The 16,822-nt window shown below is 51.7% G+C and carries 24 protein-coding genes and 1 pseudogene; 14 read left to right on the forward strand and 11 right to left on the reverse strand.

The features are described 5' to 3' along the window. Positions 1-2: 2 nt before the first annotated feature. The 7 genes from KTH07_RS13115 to KTH07_RS13145 all read right to left on the reverse strand — a co-directional run bounded on the left by KTH07_RS13115 (position 3) and on the right by KTH07_RS13145 (position 5,200). On the reverse strand, positions 3-389 hold the full coding sequence (locus tag KTH07_RS13115; RefSeq protein ID WP_062676858.1) for a RusA family crossover junction endodeoxyribonuclease: 387 nt from the start codon (positions 387-389) through the stop codon (positions 3-5). Next, entirely contained in the window at positions 386-2,320 is a 1,935-nt protein-coding gene (locus KTH07_RS13120) for a DNA cytosine methyltransferase (protein WP_062676857.1), read from the reverse strand. The genes KTH07_RS13115 and KTH07_RS13120 overlap by 4 nt, the downstream gene beginning before the upstream one ends. Continuing rightward, positions 2,313-3,212, reverse strand: a complete 900-nt coding sequence (locus KTH07_RS13125) for a phage N-6-adenine-methyltransferase (RefSeq protein WP_371822017.1) — start codon at positions 3,210-3,212, stop codon at positions 2,313-2,315. Before KTH07_RS13125 ends, KTH07_RS13120 begins: the two co-directional genes overlap by 8 nt. Continuing rightward, positions 3,209-4,072 (reverse strand): conserved phage C-terminal domain-containing protein, encoded by an 864-nt coding sequence (locus tag KTH07_RS13130; RefSeq protein ID WP_023294082.1) that lies wholly within the window; start codon positions 4,070-4,072, stop codon positions 3,209-3,211. The genes KTH07_RS13125 and KTH07_RS13130 overlap by 4 nt, the downstream gene beginning before the upstream one ends. After that, positions 4,062-4,241 (reverse strand): DUF4222 domain-containing protein, encoded by a 180-nt coding sequence (locus KTH07_RS13135; RefSeq protein ID WP_032676944.1) that lies wholly within the window; start codon positions 4,239-4,241, stop codon positions 4,062-4,064. Before KTH07_RS13135 ends, KTH07_RS13130 begins: the two co-directional genes overlap by 11 nt. A 172-nt stretch (positions 4,242-4,413) precedes the next feature. Then, positions 4,414-4,962 (reverse strand): YmfL family putative regulatory protein, encoded by a 549-nt coding sequence (locus KTH07_RS13140; RefSeq protein ID WP_062676856.1) that lies wholly within the window; start codon positions 4,960-4,962, stop codon positions 4,414-4,416. 22 nt (positions 4,963-4,984) lie between these two features. After that, positions 4,985-5,200 (reverse strand): Cro/CI family transcriptional regulator, encoded by a 216-nt coding sequence (locus KTH07_RS13145; RefSeq protein WP_001515606.1) that lies wholly within the window; start codon positions 5,198-5,200, stop codon positions 4,985-4,987. A gap of 99 nt (positions 5,201-5,299) precedes the next feature. Between KTH07_RS13145 and KTH07_RS13150 the strand changes: the two genes are divergently transcribed. From KTH07_RS13150 to KTH07_RS13210, 13 genes are all read left to right on the forward strand, one after another. Then, a complete protein-coding gene (locus KTH07_RS13150) occupies positions 5,300-5,926 on the forward strand; it encodes a LexA family transcriptional regulator (RefSeq protein ID WP_217310770.1) in 627 nt (208 codons plus the stop codon). Positions 5,927-6,553: 627 nt separating this feature from the next. Then, positions 6,554-6,925, forward strand: coding sequence for a hypothetical protein (locus KTH07_RS13155; RefSeq protein WP_023294084.1), 372 nt, complete (start codon positions 6,554-6,556; stop codon positions 6,923-6,925). Between the two features lie 53 nt (positions 6,926-6,978). Continuing rightward, positions 6,979-7,809 (forward strand): YfdQ family protein, encoded by an 831-nt coding sequence (locus KTH07_RS13160; protein WP_075606794.1) that lies wholly within the window; start codon positions 6,979-6,981, stop codon positions 7,807-7,809. Positions 7,810-7,944: 135 nt separating this feature from the next. Beyond that, positions 7,945-8,484, forward strand: coding sequence for a hypothetical protein (locus KTH07_RS13165; RefSeq protein ID WP_075606793.1), 540 nt, complete (start codon positions 7,945-7,947; stop codon positions 8,482-8,484). Then, positions 8,472-8,669 carry a hypothetical protein gene (locus KTH07_RS13170; RefSeq protein ID WP_016247400.1) on the forward strand — a complete coding sequence of 66 codons (198 nt, stop codon included), beginning with the start codon at positions 8,472-8,474 and terminating at the stop codon, positions 8,667-8,669. Before KTH07_RS13165 ends, KTH07_RS13170 begins: the two co-directional genes overlap by 13 nt. Continuing rightward, positions 8,666-9,169, forward strand: a complete 504-nt coding sequence (locus KTH07_RS13175) for a hypothetical protein (protein WP_032623249.1) — start codon at positions 8,666-8,668, stop codon at positions 9,167-9,169. Before KTH07_RS13170 ends, KTH07_RS13175 begins: the two co-directional genes overlap by 4 nt. After that, positions 9,166-9,393, forward strand: coding sequence for a TraR/DksA family transcriptional regulator (locus tag KTH07_RS13180; protein ID WP_059686777.1), 228 nt, complete (start codon positions 9,166-9,168; stop codon positions 9,391-9,393). Before KTH07_RS13175 ends, KTH07_RS13180 begins: the two co-directional genes overlap by 4 nt. After that, positions 9,393-9,605, forward strand: a complete 213-nt coding sequence (locus KTH07_RS13185; protein ID WP_059686776.1) for a hypothetical protein — start codon at positions 9,393-9,395, stop codon at positions 9,603-9,605. The genes KTH07_RS13180 and KTH07_RS13185 overlap by 1 nt, the downstream gene beginning before the upstream one ends. Then, a complete protein-coding gene (locus tag KTH07_RS13190; protein ID WP_174570155.1) occupies positions 9,602-10,075 on the forward strand; it encodes a hypothetical protein in 474 nt (157 codons plus the stop codon). Before KTH07_RS13185 ends, KTH07_RS13190 begins: the two co-directional genes overlap by 4 nt. Beyond that, positions 10,075-10,296, forward strand: coding sequence for a hypothetical protein (locus KTH07_RS13195; RefSeq protein ID WP_047363402.1), 222 nt, complete (start codon positions 10,075-10,077; stop codon positions 10,294-10,296). Before KTH07_RS13190 ends, KTH07_RS13195 begins: the two co-directional genes overlap by 1 nt. Then, on the forward strand, positions 10,277-10,849 hold the full coding sequence (locus KTH07_RS13200; protein WP_047363398.1) for a 3'-5' exonuclease: 573 nt from the start codon (positions 10,277-10,279) through the stop codon (positions 10,847-10,849). Before KTH07_RS13195 ends, KTH07_RS13200 begins: the two co-directional genes overlap by 20 nt. 44 nt (positions 10,850-10,893) lie before the next feature. Beyond that, complete coding sequence (locus KTH07_RS13205; RefSeq protein WP_001515618.1) at positions 10,894-11,103, forward strand: hypothetical protein; 210 nt, start codon at positions 10,894-10,896, stop codon at positions 11,101-11,103. Between the two features lie 2 nt (positions 11,104-11,105). After that, complete coding sequence (locus KTH07_RS13210; protein WP_075606792.1) at positions 11,106-12,287, forward strand: phage integrase Arm DNA-binding domain-containing protein; 1,182 nt, start codon at positions 11,106-11,108, stop codon at positions 12,285-12,287. A 371-nt stretch (positions 12,288-12,658) separates the two neighbouring features. On the opposite strand, the gene KTH07_RS13215 is transcribed toward KTH07_RS13210, so the two are convergent. From KTH07_RS13215 to KTH07_RS13225, 3 genes are all read right to left on the reverse strand, one after another. Continuing rightward, complete coding sequence (locus KTH07_RS13215; protein WP_039263193.1) at positions 12,659-13,186, reverse strand: ImmA/IrrE family metallo-endopeptidase; 528 nt, start codon at positions 13,184-13,186, stop codon at positions 12,659-12,661. A gap of 14 nt (positions 13,187-13,200) precedes the next feature. Beyond that, on the reverse strand, positions 13,201-13,560 hold the full coding sequence (locus KTH07_RS13220) for a helix-turn-helix domain-containing protein (protein ID WP_039263194.1): 360 nt from the start codon (positions 13,558-13,560) through the stop codon (positions 13,201-13,203). Between the two features lie 426 nt (positions 13,561-13,986). Further along, complete coding sequence (locus KTH07_RS13225; protein ID WP_006811332.1) at positions 13,987-14,247, reverse strand: DUF2534 family protein; 261 nt, start codon at positions 14,245-14,247, stop codon at positions 13,987-13,989. 202 nt (positions 14,248-14,449) lie between these two features. Between KTH07_RS13225 and eco the strand changes: the two genes are divergently transcribed. Continuing rightward, the gene (gene eco / locus KTH07_RS13230) at positions 14,450-14,959 is read left to right on the forward strand and encodes a serine protease inhibitor ecotin (protein ID WP_015572295.1); all 510 of its coding nucleotides are present in this window, start codon (positions 14,450-14,452) and stop codon (positions 14,957-14,959) included. 135 nt (positions 14,960-15,094) lie between these two features. Here the strand turns inward: eco and mqo are convergent. Further along, a pseudogene (mqo, locus tag KTH07_RS13235) lies at positions 15,095-16,745 on the reverse strand (malate dehydrogenase (quinone)). Between the last annotated feature and the right edge of the window lie 77 nt (positions 16,746-16,822).

The following is a 16,822-nucleotide window of genomic DNA, read 5'->3' on the forward strand; positions in this document are numbered from 1 at the left end:
TATCAGGCGGCTGCACCCGCCGGTTCGTAAATGCTGATCGTTATTTCAACCTTTCCTTTCGGCACCACTGGCCCCCACTCCACCAGCATGCGCTTTACCTGGCTGTCGTCCTCCCACACGCCAGCATGTGTCAGCGCGTCAAACAGCGCTTTGTTGTAATTGTCCAGATCCCGACGGCGCATATCCGGAGGGAACAGGGTGATTTCTACCGCGGCTGGTGAGGTAGTTGGTTTCGGTAAACGGCGCAGCTGCTCAATGATTGCGGCGCATGCGGCACTTTGATATTTTCGGCCTTCAGCACTGATTAAGTGGCGACCGGCCAGCGGCCCCTTATTAGGGGCACGCCAGTAGGTGTTCACACTCGGAGGGAAAGGAAGCACCAGTTTCACGCCACCTCCTGCTGGTTGTCAGAACAGAACTCAGGAAGATTTGCCTCAACCAGCGCGCGGGCGAACGGCGGCGGTACTGCATTACCGCAGCGCGCTACCTGCTTGTCTTTGGCGTAATGGTTACCGCGGTAGTCCTGATCGATAACGTAGCCGTCAGGGAAGCCCTGCGCCTTATAAAGCTCATGCGGTTGCAGCATGCGCATTCCGATATCGACGATCTGGTACTTAACCCCCTCGATCGTCACCAGCCATTCATCCTCGCTATCACCGCAGTAGGTTTCGAGGAATGTCCGGACCTCGCCAACGTGCTGGCCACCAGCGGTAATAGTCGGCATAGGTGTATCCATGGTCTGACCGTCGCGGCAGGTTCCGCGTAGCTTCACCAGGTGCGACGCAACTACCGCGTGGTGATCAACAGTAGTGACTGAGTGGGCAGGCTCATCCATACCAACACCCGGCCCCGTGTAATTCCCACCATAGTGCTTCGCCAGGAACGCGCTAACCGTTGCAAACTTATTACCACCAGCAGTGACCGTGCCGAGCGGGTTATTCAGTTGAAGAACACGCGGTTCTTGCCCTGGGCGTTCGCCGTACCCCATCTGGATCAGTGTTGGAGTTACCAGCTGCGACTTACCGCCACCGCCTGCAGTAATCGTCGCACTCGGTTCGTCAGCCCTGTGCCCAACACTGGCGCCAAACTGGCGGGCGATGACCGGCGCAACCACGCACGCGCGGGACTGCTTGAGGATTGTATGAGCGGGTTTATCCAGCGGGCGTGGCTTTGCCTGGTACTCACTGCCGCCATTGCCAGCCAGGAACGGTGTCAGGGCGGCCTCAACTACGCCAAGCGCATGCCCATTCCCGCCCGGGCGCGCCGACGTACCAGCGGTGACAGTTGGAACCGGCTCGGTCACTGGCTGCCCGGTGGCCCCGGTGCGGAATTTAGTAAGATGCGGTACCGCCAGCGCGTAGCCATGCTTTTTAGTGATGGTCTGCAATGGCTCTAACAACGATTGCCCGCGGAAACAGTCATAACCTCCTTTCGCCGTGGTGTGGTTACACTTCACGATGAAAGGCGATGCGCTTTCGATAACAAAGCGCTGGATGCCGCGCGCGATACGTTTGAGCGTATTTTCCGCCAGCGGCTTTTTGCGGTCGAAGATGGACCGGGCCGGGATATTCCAGTCAATGCACTCCGCCGCGGTACGCCATGGCGCCAGCTTGCCGCTTTGTACTTCCAGTGATTTTGGATCCCCATGAGTCGCTTCAGGCCAATGAATCTTGCGGCCGTCACAGCGCATGACCATGAAGAAACGCTTTCTGATCGTCGGCGCGCCGTAGTCACATGCGCGCAGCTCCCGATAATCAACCTCATAACCAAGCCCGGCGATCAGCTGTTGCGCCTGCTGGCCGTGCGGCTCAATGGCAAGGAATTCACAAACCTCAGCCAGCGCAGGGTGATTCGCCGCGATCCCCGTCGACAGCATGCCGACAAATGCCTCGAATGTTTCGCCAGCACGCTCAGGATCTGGGCGTAATTCTTCATCCAGCAGCGGGCCCCATGTCTTAAATTCTTCGACGTTCTCCAGCATCATGACGCGGGGACGTACTGCCAGCGCCCAGCGCAGGACAATCCACGCCAGCCCGCGAATCTCTCTCTTAACCGGCTTAGCGCCCTTCGCTTTGGAAAAGTGGCGGCAGTCAGGGCTAAACCAGGCCAGACCGACAGGTTTGCCGCTGGTGGCTGCGCTTGGGTCAACGTCAAACACCGACTCGCAATAATGCAGCGTGTCCGGGTGATTCGTCTTATGCATCGCAATAGCGTTTTCGTCGTGGTTGATAGCGATATCCACGCTACGCCCGATCGCCAGTTCAATGCCGGTACTCGCGCCGCCACCACCAGCAAAGTTATCAACGATAATTTCACGCATTGACGGCCCCCTGCATACTGCTAACCAGACCACCGGCCACGCTAATTATTTCGCTGGTAGGCACACGCTCCAGCCAGAGTTGGTTGATGTTGGCCTTCAACTTGTTCTGTTGGTTCACCCCCAGAGAATCCGCCCCCTCGACCTGATTGAATACCAGACCAACCTCCAGAGGCCAGATGCGCGACTCTGCATCTGCCGTTGCAATGGGAGTAGGCATTGCTTTTTCCGACACCGACGGAAGGGCCATTTTTGCCGCGGCGAATTGAGCTAATGACAATGCTGCACGCCCTTTTTCTTCCAGTTCGGTGCGATTGATATAGCTGAAGCTTTCACCACGCCAGGTTTTGTCGAAGACAGCGATTGCCCCGGCAAAAAATGCGCTGGTGGGTTGCTGCTTCTCGTCAGCGGGAACAAACCAAACAGGAAGATCGAACCCAATACGACCACGAATAAACATGATGTGATCGGCATCTTCCGGCCACCATGTTTCACTTGTGGCTGACTTCACGAGGTATATATAACGACCACCTTTATCACGCATCGCCATTGTGTGATTCATGATGTGGGTCATGCCAGTGATGGCCTGCTTTTCATGGTACTGAGAACGGCTATATGGCGGATTTGCAAACGCGGCGCCACCGAGTTCTGCCAGACGCTCTGACCAGTCCTGCGTCAGCGCGTTATCCTCGGCGGTATACCATGCAGGGCATTTAGCATTGCTATCGTCTGCAAACAGATCCAGAACCATCGGCCCAAATATCGAATTGATGCCCCAAAACAACAAATCTGGAGTGCGCCACTGATCGCCAACCTCTTTCAATTCATGCGCTGGCTTTGAGCGCAGTTCAGCCAGCGCGCGGCAATATTTGTTATCAGCATTCATGCTCATCATTTCGCTCCCCTGAAGCCAGCTGGAATGGCTTTATCTGGTCCACCAAATTTCATCGGATCATGCTTACGGATTGAGCCCCAATACTGTCGTTCTGGACGTCCTGCTGCGTTCCACTTATTTGCGGATTGCAGGTAGCCTGGGAATTTTGTTGGCAGAAACAGCGTTGTTGGGCGCAGATATTCGGCCATTTTCAGATCCTCGCCCCACTTCTCGACGCTGTAATCCACCACCAACAGCAGCTCATCGGGCGTAAACCCGTCAGCCAGGCGAGCCCGGATGTTTTCCAAGGATGATTTGCAGACCTGATACCGTGATCCGGTGGTCTTGTTCAGATGTGATAAAACCTGCTTCGCCTGATCGGTGATAACCACCACAGGGTCGGGTTGCGCAGCAACCGGACAAGAATGTTTTTTATCTGATGGATCAGTAGTTGTATTTACTGACGGATCCCCCCCAGATTCTGACGGGTGAAAACCGCCTTTTTCATCGTTTTTTGATGCCTCAGATTTTGACGCGTCGGTTTTTGAGGCATCAGATTTTGATGCGTCAGAATCTGACAGGTGAGAAAAGGCAGCAGCCTGTAATTTCGCAACATTGAGCTGGTAAACGTTCGATGCATTGCGGTTGCCTTTCCGGCGCTGCTGGCGGGTTAACCACCCGTCTTTTTCCAGTTGAGATATGGCTGTGCGAACCGTGCTCTCACCAGCACCAATCTGGCGCGCGATGGTAGCGATGGAAGGCCAGCTAACCCCCTCATCACTGCTGAAGTCTGCCAGACGCGCCATGATGGCAACGCTGGACAGCTTCATGCCAGAAGCGGCACAAGCGTCCCAAACGTAACCTGTTAATTTAGTGCTCATGGTCGTCCTTTAACTCGGTAAACTTGCGCTTGAATTGTTCGAGCGGGCTGAAACATTCGTGGTCATAACCATCCCGCAGGTAGATAACTCGTTGAGTCTCTGGCTCCCACCTGATAACCCGAACGGGGATCCCTCTGTGGTCTTTGAACCTTCGGTTAACTTCGCGCATAAGCGTTTCGCCTTCCTGTAGTAAACCCCCACAATTGCGACCGCCCGACTGTGGTTACATGGCACCCAGCGGTTTGCTATTCTGCGTTCATACCGAAACAACGGAGCGCCCGGTACCGGGATCATCCTGAGTTGCGGTAAACGGTTAAAAGCCGTTAAACTGGTCATGCGGATTACTTCTCCATACAAGATTTGTCTGCCACGACGCCCGGAGCTGCACACTCGCGGGCGTCATTCTTTTCCGGCACGCAAAACACTCGGAAAAGCAGCGTCAAATGTTCCTGCCACTTAGCCATCACCTGATAGCTGTTCTCTTCGATCTGGGCGCGTTCCTGAGCATCAATAACGCCGTCAGCGGTAGCTTTACGAACGTATTGCGAATGCCTGCCGATCCACTCAACTGACTCCATGAGACGCTGGTTGATATCGCCGTTCTCAATCTCTTCAACATCAGCCAATGGCACAAAAACACCGTTCGAGTGACGTGCAATAGCGTTCGCTATGTGGTTTGAACCACCAGCACGTTGAAGCACCATCGCCCAACCGAGCGGGAAGATCTGATCGCCATCGGTACGCAGCCGGTTAAACAGCGCGTTCTCGGTCACACCCAACCACTCAGCAGCTTCTGAATATCCGCCAGGCAGCTCGGTGATCGTTTTTTTGATTGCGGCCACCAGCCAGGCTGGCTGCTTATCTACTTTCCATTCAGGTTCTATACCCACGGCTAGTTCCTCCCTTCTGTGGTTATTTCTGATCGTTAGGCGAAGTATTCTTGCCATAACGTTCTGGGTTGAATTCCAGTTCACCAGCAGTTCGATACGCAGCTTCAGCAGCTCGTCCTTTTGGGATTAAGCGTCCGGGGCGATTACGCCACTGGTAAACGGCCTCACTGGTGATGCCAAAAAATTCGGCAACTTTCTCAGTGCTGCCGAAATGTTGTTCAATCTCGTCGGTTGTCATGAAGCCTCCTTAGCTAAGTTTGGTTAGATATTAATAACCAATCTAACTTTGGTCAATAAAAACTAAGATTACTTAGTCTTTTTTAAATTTGGTGCTTTCATGGAAACGGTTGGTCAGCGCATTAAAGCTCTACGCAGGGTTACAAAAACCTCTCAAAAAGAACTGGGTAAGTTCTGCGGGGTTAGTGACGTAGCGGTGGGTTATTGGGAAAAGGATGTGAATATCCCAAACGGGGAATCACTGGTTAAGCTGGCTAAATTCTTCAATACATCAATAGATTACATTCTTTACGGCACTGAATTTGAAGGTACCCTCATAACTAAAATGAGGCGTGTGCCCGTGATTTCCTTGGTTCAAGCTGGGCAGTTTACGGAATGTAAAGCCGCTGATTTATTCAGTGATGTCGATAAATGGGTTGAAACATCACTTCGCATTGGGGATAGCTCGTTCGCTTTAGAGGTCAAAGGGGATTCAATGACCAATCCAAATGGCCTCCCAACAATCCCTGAAGGGGCAACCGTTCTTGTTGATCCAGATGCCGAACCCCTTCATGGCAAGATTGTGGTTGCGCGTATTGATGGCACTAACGAAGCGACTGTTAAAAAACTTGTCATTGATGGCCCACAAAAATTTTTAGTGCCACTAAATCCTCGCTACCCCAACATCCCGATCAATGGTAACTGCCTCATTATTGGCGTTGTTAAAGGGGTTCAGTACGAACTCTGATCCCTTCCCGCTCTTCCTCTAAGCATCAAACTAAGTTTAGTTTGATGTTTTCACTTGACCGATAAACTAAGTTAAGTTAGATTTTTTCTGTCGACACCAAACCACCGCGCCTGATGTGGTTAAAAGCAGGCCAAAGCAATAAGAAGTGATCCCTGTTCTGGCTGCTAACTTTCCCCTTGAGGGTGACAGCCAGCTTTTTAAGGGCACAACGTGAAAGCGCACTCCTTCTCTCTTTCACTGCGGGGGCAGGTTTGTTACCGAAAGAGTGCGCTTCCAGTTGTGGTAATGCGGCTCTGCGCACGTGACGAGGCCAACAAGTTTTTATTTCAACATTTGAAATGAATACGTTTCTTGTGGTGTAGCGTCGCCGGTTCTGGCCGGTCCGGCAGGTGGAGGCACCACCGCCACAACAACATCATTGCTGTGTGTAGTCTTTGCCCATCACATCGGTGGGCACCTTTTTTACACAAGAGACAAGGGCATCACCGGGCGACGGGCTCATTCCCCAATCCACCCGGGCGCTATGGAAATGGACCACCTACCCATAGCCGAAGCGCAGGTGCCCTTTTCTGTTGTGTATGGAGAAGTTCCACTGGCGGTGGCAGCCGCCTCACAGAGGGTTAAACCATGAGTAGTGACCGCATGACCGTAGTGCCCGATTTCCTGGGCGAACTGGATGCCGGCGTGTTCATGAACAAGATCGCGGCAGCTTTAAACACTACCGCGCTTGGCGTTCTGAATAACGGTACCAAAGGCAAAGTAGTCCTCACCTTTGATATTGAGCGTATGGGTAACTCCGTCGAAGAGAAGCGCGTCAAGATCAAGCACAAGCTGAACTACGTCACCCCAACCCCGCGCGGTAAAGCCTCCGAAGAAGACACCACCGAAACACCAATGTGGGTTAACAAAGGCGGCAAGCTGACCATCCTGCAGGAAGATCAGGGGCAGCTGTTCGGGATCAACGGCGGCGTTGACGGAAAGCTTAAAGCGGCACAGTGATCCGCAGCAGACAAATCACTGACATCCCTATGACCACATATTAAGGAAATTTTATGTCCCAGATTTTAGACGGCAATGCCCTGCAGCAGGTAAAAGACCTGGTTCTTTCCGGTTACCACCTGGATGCAGCAAAAGTTACGGCATGCCCGACGGCCCTGCTTCCTGAAGGGGTTCACGTAGAAAGCCTCGAGCGTTTCGAGTTTGAGCGTTTTCGCTTCCGTGGCGCCATGACCACAACCAGTATTCCTGATTTTGTGCGTTACGCCGCAGGCTACGCCAAAGCCGACGAACCAGCACGATGCTTTATCGATGCTGACAACATGACCGCACGCTCCGTGTTCAATATCGGTACGCTGGCTAACCCTGGCCATGCTGATAACGTCGCCTCTATCACCCTCAAAAAGACAGCACCATTCCGAGCCTTGCTTCAGGTAAACGGCGATCGTCTGGGCCAGAAAGAAATTGCTGAATGGCTGGAGGACTGGGCCGACTTCCTGAGCGCATTTGATGCCGACGGGAATGTGTTGTCCATCGCGCAGGCAGCTGGTGCCGTTCGTCGCGTCAATATCAAACAAGTCTCGGAAGCAGCTCATGAAGACGAAGATTTTGGCGGCAGAAAGTCCCTGATGCAGAGCGTTGAAGCCAGCAGTAAAGACGTGATGCCTGTCGCCTTCGAGTTCAAATGCGTGCCATATGAAGGCCTGGGCGAACGCCGCTTTAGTCTGCGTAACAGCCTGCTTAAAAGCGGGGAACCGGTGTTTGTACTCCGCATCGTTCAACTGGAAGCCCAGGAAGAAGCTATCGCCAACGAGTTCCGTGACCTGCTGATCGAGAAGTTCACCGACAAGCCGGTTGAAACCTTTATCGGTAACTTTAAAGCGTAATTTCTCTGCATTAAATCCCCGGCGCCGCGGGGATTTATTGAAGCGTAATTCCCTTTATTAATCGCCAATGGCGAGGGATTCGTACAACCCAAAACTGGCGCAGGTGCAGCTGCCAAATATGGAGAAGAAAATACGATGAGTTATATCCAGACACTTTCAGGTAAGAAATTCGATTACCTCAATTCAACTGCTGACGATGTGGAGATCGAGGATATTGCGACCGCGCTTTCCCACATCTGCCGCTTCACTGGTCATCTGCCGGAATTTTACAGCGTGGCCCAGCACTCTGTGCTGTGCAGCCAGCTAGTTCCGCCAGAGTTCGCCTTTGAAGCCCTGATGCATGACGCAGCAGAAGCATATTGCCAGGACATCCCTGCCCCCCTGAAAGCGTTGCTTCCAGATTACCGTCGCATTGAAGAGCAGGTAGAACAGCTGATCCGGGCCAAATTCAGCATCACCCCTGATATGTCAGCGGTAGTGAAATATGCCGATCTGGTGATGCTTGCCACTGAACGCCGCGATCTGGATATCGACGACGGCTCACTCTGGCCTTGCCTCGAAGGTATTCCGGCCAGCGACATTATCCAGATCGTTCCTCTTCGCCCAGGCCAGGCATATGGCTTGTTCATTAACCGTTTCAATGAGCTTACGGAATCACGCGCATGCCTCGCATGAAGATAAAAGAACTGGTAGCCGCAGCCCATGCTGCGGCGGGGAAACTGCCACCAGCAGAAGCCTCTCTGATGCGTGAGGTAGCCACTCGCCTGGACGTTACATTTGCCGCCTTGACGGAATCGATGGACCAGCGAATGAGCCTTGACGCCGAAATTAACCATCTTCGTCAGGAGTCCGTCCAATGACCACCAACAAATACGCGACTCTGCGCGGCACCATCGCCAGAGCTAAACGCAACGACTGCCAGAAGGTAGTGATGCGTGTGACGTTAGTTGAAGAACTCCTCCTTCAACTGTCAAACGCTGAGAAGCAGGTAGCTGCGCTGGCTGCGGAAGTTCAGGCGGTGCGATGGGCTGCCGGGCAGGTTTATTCAGCTGGGTATAATCATGGGCACCTTAATACTGCTGATGAACTCCCCTATGCATCTGATGAAGAACTTCTTCAGAGAGGAAATGAAGTCCTTATCGAGTTCACCGACCCAGACCATTCAGGCAATGTGACCGACGCTGTACTGGATGAAGTGCGTGCCCACGCTATCAAATCTGCCCTCAACGATTGTTCGGAGTACCTCGATAGGGACTGCATCATGGATTCGAACGGCATCAGTTATGAAGATGCTGCACTCCGTGAAGCGGGTGCAATGGCGCTGCACGATGCGTTACTTCGCCAGGAGCGCGCCGTATGAGTTCAGACATCATCGATCAGGCAAACGAGCTGGTAGAGCACCGCCTGCAGCTGGCCATACAAAAACACCGTATTGATCAGAATGCAGTCTCTGCAGAGCACTGTTCTGAATGCGGAGAGGACATTCCTGAGGCGCGCCGGGTTGCAATGCCTGGCTGCCAAACGTGCGCCAGTTGCCAGGAATTTTTAGAGCTCATGGTTAAGCAGATAAGGGGTAATCGATAATGGCAGTAAACCAGAAAATAAAAACCCATACCGGAACCATCATCACCAAAGATGGCGAGAAAACCGTGCAGTTGCGCGAGACTCCAACGACCTGGTGTGTTGGCCGCACTGAAACCTACCGGAAAGAAGATGGCCGCCGCAGCGGTGCACCGATGACATCACGCCGTTTGATTCTGAGCAGCATTAAGCCGATAGCAGGTGATGAAGCATGAAAACTTATTACATCCATCCGGCGGCGTTCGGTAGCACGGACCCCGGTTACGGCCATGTTCCCGTTGTGAAGGCTGACGAAGCAGAGAAGCGTGTGGCTGATCTGGAAGTGGTGAAAGAGCTGTTTTTACGTGCAAAGGCTCTGATGTACCAGTCAGGCGGGACACCAATCGAAAACTCGCTTAATCCGATTGATGCATGGCTGTATGACGCAGAACGCGCCGCCGCCATGCTTCAGGGTGCCGAACCTGTAACGACGGCTTACAAGTTGCCAGAGGGGTGGGTGGCGGTGCCGATTGAGCCGACAGAAGACATGATCGTCAATGGGTTCGAGTCAGAGCCAGATGAGAGCTTTAGCGATGCGGAGGTCTGGGAAGCATACGACGCCATGAGCGGATGTCAGCAGGCAGCGCACCGGGCGAAGCTGTGCTGGGCAGCCATGATTGCAGCAGCGCCCAAACCGGAGGCCTAATGCCCAGTAAACTCAAACAGCGGCGCTTGCGCCGCCTTAAAGCCGACGTAGCCTGGTGGCGTGAAGAGGCAGAGGATTGCCGCTCCCGCCTGCTGGAGCTGGCAGGGGAAATCGATAGAGTACGAGCACAGATCGTCAGAGTACCAATGCCGGTGGTTGTCCCCTCGGCTTTAATCGCAGAATTAGCAATGGAGAAAGCAGTTGAACGACTTAATGATTGACCTCGAATCAATGGGGAAAAAGCCAAACGCGCCGATCGTCTCAATTGGTGCCGTCTTTTTTAACCCCCAAACAGGTGAACTTGGCCAAGAATTTTACACGGCCGTCTCGCTTGAAAGCGCAATGGCTCAAGGTGCGGTACCGGATGGAGATACAATTCTTTGGTGGCTAAAACAAAGCCCGGAAGCACGCTCAGCTATTTGTGTTGATGACGCGATGCCTATCACTGATGCACTGTCGGAACTTAGCCATTTCATTCACCGGCATGCATATAATCTCAAATACATGAAGGTCTGGGGTAACGGGGCCACCTTTGACAATGTGATTCTGCGCGGAGCTTACGAACGCGCCGGGCGCATTTGCCCGTGGGAATTTTGGAACGATCACGATGTACGCACGATCGTTACCCTCGGTCGCAGTGTTGGTTTCGATCCGAAACGTGACATGCCTTTCATTGGCGATGTTCACAACGCCCTGGCTGATGCGCGCCATCAGGCAAAATATGTGTCAGCAATTTGGCAGAAACTTATCCCTGCCACCAGCACCAACGAGTAAACCACTCAGCCCGGGTGCAGCCGGGCTTTATGGAGAAGGAAACCATGGCAAAGCTAATGAAAGCGAGTCTCTGGAGTAAGCGCGAATTTACCAAAGACTCCATTCCTGACAACCGTACAATTAAACGTTGGGTCGAAAACGGATTACTCATGGGAAGGATTGTAGATGGTTCAGTTTTTGTCTATGAAACCGAAAAGTGGGGAGTTGACTCAATTGTTAATCAGGCGGTACGTCAGTTAATAATTGAGGGTTGACCATGGCAGCAAGGCCACGAAAAAAAGAATACCGCCACCTTCCTGATTATCTTTTTTTTGATAAAGATCGTGGCGTGTATAAGTTCACGCTTATAACTGGGAAAAAGAAAACTCTCGGTTCGGATCGAGTAATGGCTATCGCCATCGCCCGAGAATATAACCTGAGGATGCGCCCTGAAAATACACCATCGATGGATTCATTAATTCGGGAATCTGGAGGGCTGAATGGTGAAGCCCACCCGTTTTCTGAACATGTTGATCGCATTATGGAGAGAGCGATCAAAGATGAGCAGCCTTCTAAAAGCACACTTGACGATTGGAATAATGATGCCATCAGGGTTAAAGAATTTTTTAACAACATACCCGCATGCGACATTGAGCTTGAGCACGTAAATGCCTACATACGAAATTACCATTCTGAATCTTCGGCCAATGTTCAGAACCGAAAAGTTAGCTTCCTGAAAAAGCTATTCTCTTATGCTGTGGATGAATCGCTAATGATGGATAACCCTGCAACACGGAAAAAAATGCGGCGTGTCGATAAAAAGGTCCGCCGGCGACTTACTTTGGAACAGTTCCTGGCCATACATGCAGCTGCTGAACCTTGGCTGAAGACTGCAATGGACCTTGCAATACAAACTACGCAAGCGCGCCTGGAAGTTTCCCGGATCCGGTACTCTATCAAGGAACCTAAAGAAGGGGTTTGCGGCTGTGTATGGTTCGATCAGGAAGAGGCTGGCATATTCGGAACACTTTACATTCATCGGCAAAAAGTGCAGCACAAAGAGGCCTCACACGTTGCTATTCCGATCGGCAGGGCCCTGAAAGAGATCATCGACAACAGCAGAGACAATGTGGCCAGTCCTTATGTTGTTCACCGGCTTCTGGAAAAGAGAAGCAATCCTATAAGCAAGGAAGTTAACCACCCAACGCAGGTGGCCCCTGATTATTTGAGCAGGGCATTTTCAGAGCTGCGGGACCGGATAGGTGTAGCGGCAGAATTACCTATCAAAGAAAGACCAACCTTTCACGAGATTAGAGCGCTGGCAGCTCATATTTTCGAAAAACAAGGCATCGATCCGCAGGCAAGGATGGCCCATAGTGATGCAAAATCGACAAAAATTTATACCCAAAACCATGTTGAATGGGTAGAAGTACCCCATGCAGAAATAAAAATGGCATAGAAAAAGGCACCCAAGGGTGCCTTGAATAAAGACTTAAATAAGGCACCCGAAGGTGCCTTGTGTGGTTACTCTTAGCAACGAACTAAGAACGCCCACGCCTCATACCCATAATCATGAGCATCAAGGACTTTGGCGGATTTTCCACGTACCTTGCGGTAGCGGCAGAAAACCCAACGGAACCCTTTTGGTGCCGCTTTTGAAACGATTGATTTCAAACCCATTCATAAAACACCTCCTTACCGAGAGAGATTTTTCCTTGAACCTACTCTCCCGAAGTGTTATGTTCGGGCTGCTTATAGAGAAGTTCACGGTGCGATGCCTCTTGGTATCATCGCCTAGTTAAACCCTGATGGTTGCCGCCGTCAGGGTTTTTACTTTTTTAACAGCTGTTTTTGATAATCCGCAGCGTGCGCAGACACTCCACACGCCTTTGCGATTTCCTCTACAGACATACCCCGCAATAATGGCGCATGACTGTAGGGAACGAGTAACTCTCCACTAAAGCATTTAGCTTGCCATTCGCTGCTTTCAAAAGCTCTAATTTCCACTCCTGGAGCCGCTCTGGCAAAAGCAATATTCTTATGCATTAGCAGATGACCAATTTCATGAGCAACAGTCATACGATCACGACCGTTTCCAGCATGGGCACCCTCATAGACATCCTCACGAAGAATGATTAACGAGTCCTGAGGCATAGTAAGACCATGTGTTCCCCCCATCTCCTTTTCCGTAGCTGTTTCAAAAGAAAAGTTAGGTAAGATCTGCGGTAGCGCGAACTCCAGCATTTCTATTACGGGAAAATACAAATCATGTATCTTCAGCATCGAGCGTAAGTTGTTGGTTAAACCACGCACCGCGTTGCGGCTTAAAGGTGGCACTCGATAATCTTGTCCGCTCAAACAGAGCCTCCTACTTATTGTTTTTTCGTTAACAATTCACGTAGACGTTTAAACTCATCATCGCTCAGTTCATCAAAGTTGCGTGCAAATGCCATCGCTACTTCCCGAGCATTCTGATTCTTACCCGACAGATTAATCTCAACAGATTGTTGAGAATCACGTGCTGCTTTTGTTAAATCGTCACCTGCATGAACACCTTCATTACTGAAATAGCTAATGATGCTTTTCAGCACAGGATCAGTAACAGCGCGTTTTCCTGTTTCAATTGCTGAGAGGTAAGACGAGGTCACGCCCATAGCATCAGCCATGCTTTTCAGCGTGACACCGACGTCTATACGTAATTTCCTAACTTTCTTACCAAACGGCGTTAACATATTTTGGCCTCTCTAATGTGCGTAAGAGTCACATACAACTCGACTCTGAGACTAAGATAACAACTCCCAGATGAGAAATCAACAGATTTTTGTTAACTTCACAGGCGTTCTTTAGTTAATCAAGATTAACTCATGATAGTTCATTTTCTTCTATGTTGTTTGTCAACGAATGCGAACAGTATTGGGGAAGAACTCCCCCCTAACTCATTGATGTATATAGAGCGGATTTTGCAAAATATGCACTGTTTGCATATACAGTCAAACATGCCACAGCACCAGTATTTACAAGGGTTGCAGCGGCTTTAACGCAGTGACATGGGGTGTCGGGGGTCGGAGGTTCAAATCCTCTCGTGCCGACCAAAACTACACAAAAAAACCAGCCGCTTATGGCTGGTTTTTTATTGCCTGTCTCCGCATGCGCAATGCTTAGTGTTTTTCACGCCCACCGAGAAAGAAAATCCCCAGCGGAATCGCCAGCAGGACGGTGAACACCAGGCTGTAAACAAAGATCATCGCCGATTGCAGGACAAACATGCTGGTTGTCCAGGCAGAGAGCGGGATGTTGTACTGCTCAATCACACCGACAATGGTTGCTCGCCCCACGCATGCAGCAGCAATCATAAACACAACCAGTAACGCCAGCAGGAACTTGCGGCCTTCAGGTGTCTTCAGTTTTTCCCGTACCATCTCCCCTCCCTTTACAGATGAATAACAATAATTAACGCTTAAAATAACACGATTGCCGCATCGACTCCAACACAGCATTAAACACCAATAAATAAACATAAAAGCAGTGTATTACTCCATTTAAAATGAAAATATGAGTAAATTGCGCCAACTATTCACGTACTATATGTTAGTCTTTCCAGGATCGTTTTAACAAAAAGGAATGACAGTGAAAAACGCACCTAAATTTGCCATCGCCCTCATCGCCGCTGCGTGCGCCAGCACCAGTGCTTTCGCCAGCGAAACCCGGAAAGAGCAGCCGCTGGAAAAAGTTGCTCCGTATCCGCAAGCGGACAAAGGGATGAAGCGCCAGGTTATTCAGCTCCCGGCTCAGCAGGATGAAGCAAATTTCAAAGTTGAGCTGTTAATCGGCCAGACGCTGGAAGTGGATTGCAACCAGCATCGCCTGGGCGGCCAGCTGGAAAGCAAAACGCTGGAAGGCTGGGGCTATGACTACTATGTCTTCGACAAAGTAACCTCGCCAGTCTCCACCATGATGGCGTGCCCGGACGGCAAGAAAGAGAAGAAATTTATTACCGCGTATCTGGGTGATAACAGTCTGCTGCGCTATAACAGCAAGCTGCCGATCGTCGTATACACGCCGGAAAACGTGGATGTGAAATATCGCGTATGGAAGGCGGATGAGACGGTAGGACAAGCGGTAGTTCGTTAATAATAAGTCGGGTGGCGCTCTCGCTTACCCGACCAGGAAAGGGTGCGTTCTGGTGCCCTCACCCCCAACCCTCTCCCACCGGGAGAGGGAGAAAACACTAAAAACGGTAACGGATGTTACCGTTTTGCGTTTACCTTACAGCGCGATATCCGCTACCGGCTTGCTTTCCGCCTGAGGCTTCAGCTCTGCCTTAGGCGCAGCATCCGCAGCCTGCGGTTTGACGTATTGCAGTTGCAGAACGCGGCTGGTGTATTCCAGCTCTTGTTCCGTGGCTTCAACGTTACCGTTCAGCTTCGTACCGTAGGATGGAATAATGGTTTTCAGCTTCGCCTGCCATTCCGGGCTGGATACTTTGTCCTTAAACACTTTTTCCATCAGGTGCAGCATGATTGGCGCAGCGGTAGACGCCCCCCGGAGATGCCCCCAGCAGCGCGGCAATGGTGCCATCCTTATCGCTTACCACTTCGGTGCCCAGACGCAGCACGCCGCCCTCTTTCGGATCGCGTTTGATAATCTGCACGCGCTGACCTGCCTGCCACAGACGCCAGTCTTCTTTCTTCGCCTGCGGATAGTACTCTTTCAGCGCCTCGAAGCGTTCTTCATCAGAGAGCATCACCTGGCTAATCAGGTATTTCACCAGATCGAAGTTATCCAGCCCCACGTCCATCATTGGCTTAACGTTTGACGTCGTGGTCGCGCTCAGCAGATCCCACAGGGAACCGTTTTTCAGGAATTTGGTGGAGAATGTGGCAAACGGCCCGAACAGCACTACGCGCTTACCGTCCAGCATGCGGGTGTCGATATGCGGAACGGACATCGGTGGTGCGCCCACAGAGGCCTGACCGTACACTTTCGCCAGATGACGGTTAACCACTTCCGGGTTTTCCGACACCAGGAACTGGCCGCCAACCGGGAAGCCCGCGTAGTCGTCTGCTTCCGGAATGCCGGACTCCTGCAACAGTTTCAGCGCCGCGCCGCCCGCACCGATAAACACGAACTTCGCCTTAATCACATGCTCGGCTTCGTTGTTTTTCAGATCGGCAACGGTCACGCTCCAGCTATTATCCGCGTTGCGCTTGAAACCACGCACTTCGGAGCTGAGTTGCAGGTTAAAGTTCTCTTTTTTCTTCAGAGAGGACACCAGCTGACGGGTGATTTCACCGTAGTTAACGTCAGTACCAATTTCAGTGCGGGTCGCCGCTACTTTCTGGTTCGGATCGCGGCCTTCCATGACCAGCGGCGCCCACTCTTTGATTTGAGCGTGATCTTCAGAGTATTTCATCCCGCGGAAAAGCGTGCTCTGTTGCAGGGCAGCGTAGCGCGCGCGCAGGAAGTTGACGTTTTGATCGCCCCACACAAAGCTCATGTGCGGTACGGTGTTGATGAAGGAGTGCGGATTGTGCAACACACCGCTGTTCACCTGGTGAGACCAGAACTGACGTGAGATCTGGAACGCTTCGTTGATCTCTACCGCCTTCTCGATACTAATGGAACCGTCCTTTTTCTGCGGCGTATAGTTCAGTTCCATGAGTGCCGAGTGCCCCGTCCCGGCGTTGTTCCAGCCGTTAGAGCTTTCCTGTGCCACGCCATCGAGGCGCTCGACCATGGTCATGGACCAGTTCGGCTCTAATTCCTGAAGATACGTTCCCAGCGTGGCGCTCATGATGCCGCCACCAATTAAAAGGACATCCGTTTCCTGCTCTTTTGGTGCGTCAGCCTTCGCCGCCAGCGAGACGACGTTCAGCCCCACGGCCAGAGAAAAGAGCACGGCAGTCATTTTTTTCATCATTTATGCCTTAGTTGAATAGTGCTTGATGCGTGGAAATTACAGGTGAAACACGCTGCGGTGGCACGGTAGCAACT

Origin of the sequence: Enterobacter cloacae complex sp. ECL72 (assembly GCF_019056635.1) — a bacterium.
In the GTDB taxonomy this organism is placed as follows: domain Bacteria; phylum Pseudomonadota; class Gammaproteobacteria; order Enterobacterales; family Enterobacteriaceae; genus Enterobacter; species Enterobacter hormaechei_C.